This window comes from Streptomyces sp. NPDC058964, assembly GCF_042741275.1.
Classification (GTDB): Bacteria; Actinomycetota; Actinomycetes; order Streptomycetales; family Streptomycetaceae; genus Streptomyces.
The window spans coordinates 1-9,913 of the sequence record NZ_JBHYKH010000337.1; the positions used below are offsets into that span (position 1 = coordinate 1).

8 protein-coding genes are annotated in these 9,913 nt (G+C 72.3%); 5 read left to right on the top strand and 3 right to left on the bottom strand.

Features of this window, described 5'->3' with window-relative positions:
* Nucleotides 1–249 precede the first annotated feature (249 nt).
* The 3 genes from ACFW2E_RS31830 to ACFW2E_RS31840 all read right to left on the bottom strand — a co-directional run bounded on the left by ACFW2E_RS31830 (nt 250) and on the right by ACFW2E_RS31840 (nt 3,449).
* Nucleotides 250–759, bottom strand: coding sequence for a DUF2231 domain-containing protein (locus ACFW2E_RS31830; protein ID WP_384470795.1), 510 nt, complete (start codon nt 757–759; stop codon nt 250–252).
* 71 nt (nt 760–830) lie between these two features.
* Nucleotides 831–1,598 carry a hypothetical protein gene (locus tag ACFW2E_RS31835; protein WP_384470798.1) on the bottom strand — a complete coding sequence of 256 codons (768 nt, stop codon included), beginning with the start codon at nt 1,596–1,598 and terminating at the stop codon, nt 831–833.
* Between the two features lie 168 nt (nt 1,599–1,766).
* Entirely contained in the window at nt 1,767–3,449 is a 1,683-nt protein-coding gene (locus ACFW2E_RS31840) for a PucR family transcriptional regulator (protein WP_384470801.1), read from the bottom strand.
* Nucleotides 3,450–3,750: 301 nt separating this feature from the next.
* On the opposite strand from ACFW2E_RS31840, the gene ACFW2E_RS31845 reads away from it, so the two are divergent.
* The 5 genes from ACFW2E_RS31845 to ACFW2E_RS31865 all read left to right on the top strand — a co-directional run.
* Nucleotides 3,751–4,641, top strand: a complete 891-nt coding sequence (locus ACFW2E_RS31845; RefSeq protein WP_384470803.1) for an FAD binding domain-containing protein — start codon at nt 3,751–3,753, stop codon at nt 4,639–4,641.
* The gene (locus ACFW2E_RS31850) at nt 4,641–5,213 is read left to right on the top strand and encodes a (2Fe-2S)-binding protein (protein ID WP_384470806.1); all 573 of its coding nucleotides are present in this window, start codon (nt 4,641–4,643) and stop codon (nt 5,211–5,213) included. Before ACFW2E_RS31845 ends, ACFW2E_RS31850 begins: the two co-directional genes overlap by 1 nt.
* 2 nt (nt 5,214–5,215) lie before the next feature.
* On the top strand, nt 5,216–7,597 hold the full coding sequence (locus tag ACFW2E_RS31855; protein WP_384470809.1) for a xanthine dehydrogenase family protein molybdopterin-binding subunit: 2,382 nt from the start codon (nt 5,216–5,218) through the stop codon (nt 7,595–7,597).
* Between the two features lie 201 nt (nt 7,598–7,798).
* The gene (locus ACFW2E_RS31860; protein WP_384470812.1) at nt 7,799–9,256 is read left to right on the top strand and encodes an NCS2 family permease; all 1,458 of its coding nucleotides are present in this window, start codon (nt 7,799–7,801) and stop codon (nt 9,254–9,256) included.
* A 49-nt stretch (nt 9,257–9,305) separates the two neighbouring features.
* The coding region (locus ACFW2E_RS31865) for an XdhC family protein (protein ID WP_384470815.1) at nt 9,306–9,913 on the top strand (608 nt) is incomplete at its 3' end.

The window sequence follows — 9,913 nt, forward strand, 5'->3', positions numbered from 1 at the left end:
TGTCTTTGTCTCTACCCCCCCGCGCGGGCGGGTGGGGGCCCCGCCGCGCCCCCCCCCCGGGCGGGGGGGGGGTCGCCCCGGGGCGAGCGTGGCCGGCCGGAGCGGGGCGCGTGCTTCCTGCGGTGCGTGCCCGGCAGCGGTGTCCCGGGGTTGCCGTACGGGGGTCCCGTGCTGTGCCGCCCTGGGTGCGGACTGCCACTCACGTGGTCCGGACCCAGGGCGGGATGCCGGTTCGTCCGGCGTAGGGGGTCAGCCCTCGTCCGTCGAGGTGTTCGCGGTGTTGGAGAAGCCGTCGTGCCAGGCGGCCTTCGCGCCGGAGTCGCCTATGCGGTAGACGTCGACGACCGCGCCGGCCGCCACGGCCACTGACAGCACCGCCACGGCGATCCGCACGAGCGAGGCGGACCGGCGCCCGGTACCGGTCTGCCCGGCCTCCGGCGACCTGCGGCCCGTCCACCAGACGGCCGCCGCCAGGACGAACAGGCCCAGCGCCCAGGGCAGCAGCCCGTCGCCCAGGTCGGCGTGCCGCCGCACCAGGGCGTTGCTGTCGACGTGCCGCTCCAGCCACTCACCGGCCTGCGTGGTCAGCGGCACGCTCACGAGCGAGACGAGGGCGAGCGCCGGCAGCAGCGGGCCCAGCCGCCGCGCGGCCCGCGGCCACACCGCGCAGACCACCAGGGCCAGCGCGGTCAGCGGGACCAGCACGACGACGACGTGGACGAGCAGGACATGTGCGGGCAGGCCGTTGACGAGGCTCATCGGGGCACTCCTGTGGGGTCGGGGCGCGCCAGCCTGGCACAGGAACCTCTGAGTTTCCTCTGGGGTTCCCCTCAGGCCGTGGCCGCGCCCGGAGCCGGCGGGGTCAGCTGGCGGGCCAGCCAGGTGGGTACGCCGCCGAGCAGCCGGAACAGCCGACGTGCCTCCTCGCGCAGGCGGGACGCCTCCGGCTCCGACTCCGCGTCGGCCAGCGAGGCGAGGGCCGGGGCGGTGCCCACGAGGTAGCCCAACTCCTCCCGGATCCGCAGGGACTCGGCGAAGCCGTGCCGGGCCTCCGGCAACTCGCCGTTCCGCAGGGCCAGTCCGGCGAGGTGGCGCCAGGTGAAGGACAGCAGCAGCGGGTCGGAGTGCGCGGCTGCGGCCGCGTGCGCCCGGCGGTACGCGGCGAGTGCCGCCTGCGGGGAACGGGCGAGGTTCTCGGCGAGCAGCCCGCGACGGAAGTCCAGCAGCGCCCGGTCCGGCGCTCCCGGAGGGATCAGCGCCGCAGCCCGGCCCAGCGCGGCCCGCGCCTCGTCGGCCCGGTCCCGCACCCCGTGCAGCGTCGCCGCGTAGGCAAGCTGCCCGCGTTCACAAGCGGCCGCGCCCCGCTCCTCGTCGCTCCGGGCCAGCGCCTCGGCCGTACGCAGCGCGTCCTCGGCGTCCTCCCAGCCCCGCTCGGTGTACAGGCACCGCTCCACCAGCAGCCCGGCCCGCTGCAGCGAGGACGCGGGACCGTCCGCCGGCAGCAGTGCCGCCGCGTCGGCCCAGCAGGCCCGCGAGCGCAATCGCCATACCGCGGTCTGGAGAGGATCGTCACCGGCGGTCGTTCCGTTACCAGACATGGCGGTATGCGCCACGTTGCCCTCCCCGAGCACGCCATCGAGCTGTTGAGTGGTGGCGGCATTCCAGCACCAATGGCCGTGCCGGGCCAAGAGGGTGGGTGAATAATTTCACAAAGTCGTGGGATCATGGCGCGAGTTGGGCGCCCGTCGGCGCACGCCCCGGTGACCTCAGCTCATCCGCAGCGCCAGGAAGAAATCGAGCTTGTCCTCCAGCCGGGACAGGTCCCGCCCCGTCAACTGCTCGATTCGGCCCACGCGATAGCGCAGCGTGTTGACGTGCAGGTGGAGACGGGTGGCGCAGCGCGTCCAGGAGCCGTCGCAGTCCAGGAACGCCTCCAGGGTGGGGATCAGTTCGGCGCGGTGGCGGCGGTCGTAGTCGCGCAGCGGGTCCAGGAGGCGGGCGGTGAAGGCGCGACGGACGTCGTCGGGCACGAAGGGGAGCAGCAGCACGTGCGAGGCCAGCTCCTGGTGACCGGCCGCGCACACCCGCCCGGGGCGCGCCGCGGCCACCCGCCGGGCGTGCCGGGCCTCCTCCAGCGCGCCCCGCAGCCCCTCCGCCGAGTGCACGGCCGCGCTGACGCCCAGGGTGACCCGGCCGTCGTCGTCGAGGCCGGCCGACAGCGGCTCCCGTACGGACTCCAGGAGCACGTCGGCGAGGATCCCGGTCTCCGAGCCGTCGTGTTCGGACGAGACGGCCGGCAGCGGGACCAGCGCCACGGCCTCGTCCCCGGTGTGGGCGACGGCAATGCGGTCGGAGGGCTCGGGGCCGGTGGCGAGCGGGTCGACCAGGATCTCCTCGAGGAGCGACTGGGCCACCGGGCCGCCCTCGACCTCGCCGCCGTCCCACTCGGCACGGGCCACGACCACCTGCCAGTGCGGCGCGGCCCCCAGGCCGGGCAGCAGCACCGGCGCGGCCACCCGCAGACGCGCGGCGATCTCCGCGGGCGCGGCGCCCGTCTGCACCAGTTCCAGGACCTCCTGGGCGAGCCGCCGCCGCACGGTGCGCGCGGCGTCCCGCCGGTCCCGCTCGACCGCGATCAGCTGGGTGACGCCCTGGAGCAGGTCCAGGCGTTCCGCGGGCCAGTCCCCGGCGTCCGCCTCCACGGCCAGCAGCCAGTCCGACAGCACCGACTCGCGCACGTCCCGGGCCGCCTGCGGGGAGCGGCCGCTGCTGCGGATCGGGAACAGGGAGTACGTCGACGCGGGCCCGGAGCCGATGAGCACCCGGTGCGGTCCGCGGCGGCCGGTGCGCACGGCGGCCAGATGCTCGGCGGCGAGCCGGGCGCAGACCTCGGGGGGCAGGGCCGGGCCCGCTACCTTCGAGCCCGCGATCAGCCGCCCGGTGGGGGAGAGCACCCAGGCCCGCAGGTCCAGGTCGGAGCCGAGGAGGTCCAGGACCACGTCGGGACCGCCGCCCGCCGGTCCCGAGGTCATCATCCGGCGGTGCCGGTCGACCACGGCCGCCAGATCGCCGGCCCGCTCGCCGGAGACCTGCCGGACCACATGCTCGGTAACGGTCGCGAAAGCAACGGACTCGTGCACCGCGAACAGCGGCAGCCGGTGCCGGGCGCAGGCCAGTACGAGATCGTCCGGCACGTCCCCGAGCTCGGCCTCACCGGCGGCCAGTGCGGCCACGCCCGCCTGTACCAGGAGCCGCACGAACGGCTCGGAGTCGTCCGCGTCACGGCGCCAGGCCAGACCCGTGAGCACCAGTTCCCCGCCCGAGAGATAGCGGCTGGGGTCGCGCAGATCGGTGGTCATCACACCGCGTACGGTGCGGTCCAGCTCGTCCTCGCCGCCGAGCAGCCGCAGACCCAGCGCATCGGTCTCCAGCAGTGCGCGCAGCCGCATTCTCGTCGCCGCCGTTCTTTGTCTCGAAAACTACGATGAATCTTGAAGGGTCCAGTGGGGCGGGAGCCCGGTGGTGTTTCCATAGGAAAACGAGGAGGTTACTGATGGCCTCCGTTCATACGAATCTACAAGATGCCCGTGCTGGCCAGCCAACTCCTTCATGGTTTCCGTGACTGACCCCGTCGGAGCACAGCGCTGTGTACTGACCCCACTCAGCGTGAACACCACATGAACGAGCCGGGCCCGCCGCACACGATCTGGCTCATTCCGTACGACCCCGAGACGAAGAAGAGAGCCGGTCATGGACTTCCTTCGCCCTGCCAGCTGGGAGGAGGCGCTCGCCGTGAAGGCCGAGCACCCCACCGCTGTGCCGATTGCGGGTGGCACCGACGTGATGGTCGAGATCAACTTCGACCACAGGCGGCCCGAGTACCTCCTCGATCTGAACCGCATCGGCGACCTCTACGAGTGGGAGGTGGGCGAGGAGAGCGTGCGGCTGGGCGCCTCCGTCCCGTACACCCGGATCATGGAGAACCTGCGCGCCGAGCTGCCGGGTCTGGCGCTCGCCTCGCACACGGTCGCCTCCCCGCAGATCCGCAACCGCGGTGGCGTCGGCGGCAATCTCGGAACCGCCTCCCCGGCCGGCGACGCCCACCCCGCCCTGCTGGCGGCGGGCGCCCAGGTCGAGGCCGAGTCCGTACGCGGCTCGCGTCTCATCCCCATCGACGACTTCTACACCGGCGTGAAGCGCAACGCGCTCGCCCCCGACGAACTGATCCGCGCGGTCCACATCAAGAAGGCCGACGGCCCGCAGCAGTACTCCAAGGTCGGTACGCGCAACGCGATGGTCATCGCCGTGTGCGCCTTCGGCCTGGCGCTGCACCCCGAGACCCGCACCGTGCGGACCGGCATCGGCTCGGCCGCGCCCACCCCCGTCCGGGCGAGGACCGCCGAGGACTTCCTGAACGCGGCGCTCGAAGAGGGCGGCTTCTGGGACAACGGAAAGATCATCACCCCGTCGGTCGCCAAGCAGTTCGCGGACCTGTGCTCCGCCGCCTGCAACCCGATCGACGACGTCCGGGGCACCGCGAGCTACCGCCGTCACGCGGTCGGCGTCATGGCCCGCCGGACGCTCACCTGGACCTGGGAGTCGTACCGCGGCACCCGCCGCGCCTCGGAGGGAGCTGCGTAATGCGCGTCAACTTCACTGTCAACGGACGCCCGCAGGAGGCCGACGACGTCTGGGAGGGCGAGTCCCTGCTCTACGTCCTGCGCGAGCGCCTCGGCCTGCCCGGCTCCAAGAACGCCTGCGAGCAGGGCGAGTGCGGCTCCTGCACCGTCCGCCTGGACGGTGTGCCCGTGTGTTCGTGCCTGGTCGCGGCCGGCCAGGCCGAGGGCCGCGAGGTCGTCACCGTCGAGGGCCTGGCGGACTTCGCCGAGCAGCGGTCCTGCGGGACCGGCGCGTGCGGCACCTCGCTGCAGGACGCCCAGCAGTGGCAGGCCAGGGGCACCGATTCGCAGACCGGCGAGGGGACCCGACTCTCCCCGATCCAGCAGGCGTTCATCGACGCGGGCGCGGTCCAGTGCGGCTTCTGCACCCCGGGCCTGCTCGTCGCCGCCGACGAGATGCTGGAGCGCAACCCCAATCCGACCGACGCGGACATCCGGGAGGCCCTGTCGGGCAACCTGTGCCGCTGCACGGGCTACGAGAAGATCATGGATGCGGTCCGCCTCGCGGCCGCCCGGCAGTCCGAGGGAGTCTGACCATGACCAACGGCGCTCCCACCAAGATCACCCAGGGTTCCCAGACCAGGGGCGGCATCGGCGAGTCGACCCTCCGCCCGGACGGCACCCTCAAGGTCACCGGCGAGTTCGCGTACTCGTCCGACATGTGGCACGAGGACATGCTCTGGGGCCAGATCCTGCGCTCCACGGTCGCCCACGCCGAGATCGTGTCCATCGACACGGGCGAGGCACTCGCCACCCCGGGCGTGTACGCCGTCATGACGTACGACGACCTGCCGGCCGACGTGAAGAACTACGGCCTGGAGATCCAGGACACCCCCGTCCTGGCCCACGGCAAGGTACGCCACCACGGCGAGCCTGTCGCCATCGTCGCCGCCGACCACCCGGAGACGGCGCGCCGCGCCGCCGCCAAGATCAAGGTCGACTACCGCGAACTCCCGGTCGTCACCGACGAGGCCTCCGCGACCGCCCCGGACGCGATCCTCGTCCACGAGAACCGCGACGACCACCACATCGGCCACGTCCCGCACCCGAACATCGTCCACCGCCAGCCGATCGTCCGCGGCGACGTGGCGGCGGCCCGCGCGCGGGCGGACGTGATCGTCGCGGGCGAGTACACCTTCGGCATGCAGGACCAGGCCTTCCTCGGCCCCGAGTCCGGCCTCGCCGTGCCCGAGGAGGACGGCGGCGTCCACCTCTACATCGCCACCCAGTGGCTGCACTCCGACCTGCGCCAGATCGCGCCCGTGCTCGGCCTGCCCGAGGACAAGGTGCGCATGACGCTGGCCGGCGTCGGCGGCGCGTTCGGCGGCCGCGAGGACCTGTCGATGCAGATCCACGCCTGCCTGCTCGCGCTGCGCACCGGCAAGCCCGTCAAGATCGTCTACAACCGTTTCGAGTCCTTCTTCGGCCACGTCCACCGCCACCCGGCCAGGCTCCACTACGAGCACGGCGCCACCAGCGACGGCAGGCTCACGCACATCAAGTGCCGGATCGTCCTGGACGGCGGCGCCTACGCCTCCGCCTCGCCGGCCGTCGTCGGCAACGCCTCCTCGCTCTCCGTGGGCCCGTACGTCGTCGACGACGTCGACATCGAGGCCATCGCCCTCTACACCAACAACCCGCCCTGCGGCGCCATGCGCGGCTTCGGCGCGGTCCAGGCGTGCTTCGCCTACGAGGCGCAGATGGACAAGCTGGCCAAGCGGCTGGGCATGGACCCGGTGGAGTTCCGGCAGCTCAATGCCATGGAGCAGGGCACCGTCATGCCGACGGGCCAGCCCGTGGACTCCCCGGCGCCGGTCGCCGAACTCCTGCGCCGTGTCAAGGCGATGCCGCTGCCGCCGGAGCGCCAGTGGGAGAGCAGCGAGGGCGCGGACGTACGGCAGCTGCCCGGCGGTCTGTCCAACACCACGCACGGCGAAGGCGTCGTACGCGGCATCGGCTACGCCGTCGGCATCAAGAACGTCGGCTTCTCCGAGGGCTTCGACGACTACTCCACCGCCAAGGTGCGCATGGAGGTGATCGCGGGCGAGCCCGTGGCCACCGTGCACACGGCCATGGCGGAGGTCGGCCAGGGCGGTGTCACCGTGCACGCGCAGATCGCCCGCACGGAGCTGGGCGTCGCCCAGGTGACCATCCATCCGGCGGACACGCAGGTGGGCAGCGCCGGTTCGACCTCCGCGTCGCGCCAGACGTACGTCACCGGCGGCGCCGTCAAGAACTCCTGCGAGCTGGTCCGCGAGAAGGTCCTGGAACTCGGCCGCCGCAGGTTCGGCACCTACCACCCGGCCTGGGCGACGGCCGAACTGCTCCTGGAGGGCGGCAAGGTCGTCACCGACGGCGGCGAGGTCCTCGCCGACCTGGTGGACGTGCTCGAGGGAGAGGCCGTCGAGGTCGAGGCCGAGTGGCGGCACCGCCCGACGGAGGCCTTCGACCTGCGCACCGGCCAGGGCAACGGCCACGTCCAGTACAGCTTCGCCGCGCACCGTGCCGTCGTCGAGGTCGACACCGAGCTCGGCCTGGTCAAGGTGATCGAGCTGGCCTGCGCCCAGGACGTCGGCAAGGCGCTCAACCCGATGTCCGTCGTCGGCCAGATCCAGGGCGGCACCATCCAGGGTCTCGGCGTCGCGGTGATGGAGGAGATCATCGTCGACCCGAAGACGGCGAAGGTCAGGAACCCCTCCTTCACGGACTACCTGATCCCCACCATCCTCGACACGCCGACCATCCCCGTCGACGTGCTCGAACTCGCCGACGACCACGCGCCGTACGGGCTCCGTGGCATCGGCGAGGCACCCACCCTGTCGTCCACCCCGGCCGTCCTCGCGGCGATCCGGAACGCGACCGGGCTGGAGCTCGACCGCACGCCGGTCCGTCCGGAACACCTCACCGGTACGGCGTGACAGACCCTCCCGGCGGCGCACGGAACGTCACACACTCCGCGCCGCCCGGAGTAACCCCCCACAAGTTCCGCACCGCTCGCGGTCCTTGCAGTACCAGCAGTCAGTTCGTCTCGGGCCGTCCCCCGGGCCGTCCATTCCCAAATCCCGCGCGTCGCCGAAGCGCGCCCGCGGGTGCCCCTGTGAACCTTGGGAGATGGCACCATGACCCAGCAGTCAGTGGAGCCCAGGACCGCAGCCGAAGACGCGGGTGACGGAACCCGCAACCCGGCCGGACGGTCCTGGCTCGACCGGTACTTCCACATATCCCGGAGAGGATCCTCCATCGCGCGTGAGGTGCGCGGCGGCGTCACCACCTTCATGGCGATGGCGTACATCCTCCTGCTCAACCCCCTGATCCTGTCCGGCAAGGACGCGGCCGGCGACACGCTCGGCCAGAAGGCGCTGATCACCGCGACCGCGTTCGCGGCTGCCCTCACCACACTCGTGATGGGTTTCGTCGGCAAGGTGCCGCTCGCCCTCGCCGCGGGCCTCTCCGTCTCCGGCGTGCTGTCCTCGCAGGTCGCCCCGCAGATGACCTGGCCGCAGGCGATGGGTATGTGCGTGATGTACGGCGTCGTCATCATGCTCCTGGTCGTCACCGGCCTGCGCGAGATGATCATGAACGCGATCCCGCTCGCGCTCAAGCACGGCATCACCATGGGCATCGGCCTGTTCATCGCCCTGATCGGCTTCTACAAGTCCGGCTTCGTGCACCAGGGCAAGGCCACCCCGGTCACGCTCGGCCCCGCGGGCGAACTGGCCGGCTGGCCGGTCCTCCTGTTCGCCGGCACCCTGCTCCTCATCTTCATGCTCCAGGCCCGGGGGATCCCCGGCGCCATCCTCATCGGCATCGTCAGCGGCACGGTCGTCGCCGCCGCCCTCAACGCGGCCGGTGTGATCGCCCCCGAGCAGTGGGCGAACGGCGCCCCCGAACTGCACGGCAGCGCCGTGTCGATGCCCGACTTCTCGCTCTTCGGGCACGTCGAGTTCGGCGGCTGGGGCAAGGTCGGCGCGATGACCGTGGGGATGATCGTGTTCACGCTCGTCCTCGCCGGGTTCTTCGACGCGATGGCCACCATCATCGGCGTCGGCACGGAGGCCGGACTGGCCGACGACAAGGGCCGGATGCCGGGCCTGTCCAAGGCGCTGTTCATCGACGGCGCGGGCGGCGCGCTCGGCGGTGTCGCGGGCGGCTCCGGGCAGACCGTGTTCATCGAGTCGGCGACGGGCGTGGGCGAGGGCGCCCGCACGGGACTCGCCTCCGTCGTCACCGGCCTGTTCTTCGCGGCCTGCCTGTTCTTCACGCCGCTGACCGCGATCGTCCCGCAGGAGGTCGCCTCCGCCGCCCTGGTGGTCATCGGCGCGATGATGCTGATGAACGCCCGGCACGTGGACTGGGCCGACCGGGCCACCGCGATCCCGGTCTTCCTGACCGTGGTCCTGATGCCCTTCACCTACACCATCACCACCGGTGTGGCCGCCGGCGTCATCTCCTACGTCGCCATCAAGGCCGCTCAGGGCAAGGCACGGGAGATCGGGGCGTTCATGTGGGGCCTGACAGTGATCTTCCTGGTCTATTTCGCCCTCAATCCCATTGAGAGCTGGCTGGGCGTGCACTAGCCGCTCACCGAAAGACCCTCTACGCAACCGCCGTTAAGGAGACCGAGAGATGCTGGACATCGCCGAGGAGCTGAACCGGTGGGTCGAGCGGGGACGCGACTTCGCCGTGGCCACCGTGGTGGCGGTCGGCGGCAGCGCCCCGCGCCTGCCCGGTGCCGCTCTCGCGGTGGACGCCGACGGCACGGCGATCGGCTCGGTCTCCGGCGGCTGTGTGGAGGGCGCCGTGTACGGCCTGTGCCAACAGGCGCTGCAGGACGGCGAGACCGTCCTGGAGCGCTTCGGGTACAGCGACGAGGACGCCTTCGCCGTCGGCCTGACCTGCGGTGGGGCCGTCGACATCCTGGTCGTGCCGGTGCGGGCGGACGATCCCGCCCGGCCCGCGCTCGCGACCGCGCTGTCCGCCGCCGCCCGGGGAGAGGCGGCGGCGCTGGCGCGGATCGTGAGCGGACCGGCGGAGCTGAGGGGCCGCGCGCTCGTCGTCCGCCCGGACGGCTCCCGCGGGGGCGGCTTCGGCGCCCACCCGGAGCTGGACCGCACGGTGGCCGCCGAGGCGGGCGCCTTCCTGGACGCCGGCCGCACCGGCACGCTGGACATCGGTGAGCGGGGCTCGCGCTGCGGAGCTCCGCTCACCCTGCTGGTCGTGTCCGCGGTCCCCGC

Bases quoted from the DNA above. Each gene is read 5' to 3' on its own strand.
- ACFW2E_RS31835 (WP_384470798.1), bottom strand. From the start codon at position 1,598: ATGTCTGGTAACGGAACGACCGCCGGTGACGATCCTCTCCAGACCGCG.
- ACFW2E_RS31860 (WP_384470812.1), top strand. From the start codon at position 7,799: ATGACCCAGCAGTCAGTGGAGCCCAGGACCGCAGCCGAAGACGCGGGT.
- ACFW2E_RS31850 (WP_384470806.1), top strand. From the start codon at position 4,641: ATGCGCGTCAACTTCACTGTCAACGGACGCCCGCAGGAGGCCGACGAC.
- ACFW2E_RS31830 (WP_384470795.1), bottom strand. From the start codon at position 759: ATGAGCCTCGTCAACGGCCTGCCCGCACATGTCCTGCTCGTCCACGTC.
- ACFW2E_RS31840 (WP_384470801.1), bottom strand. From the start codon at position 3,449: ATGCGGCTGCGCGCACTGCTGGAGACCGATGCGCTGGGTCTGCGGCTG.
- ACFW2E_RS31845 (WP_384470803.1), top strand. From the start codon at position 3,751: ATGGACTTCCTTCGCCCTGCCAGCTGGGAGGAGGCGCTCGCCGTGAAG.
- ACFW2E_RS31855 (WP_384470809.1), top strand. From the start codon at position 5,216: ATGACCAACGGCGCTCCCACCAAGATCACCCAGGGTTCCCAGACCAGG.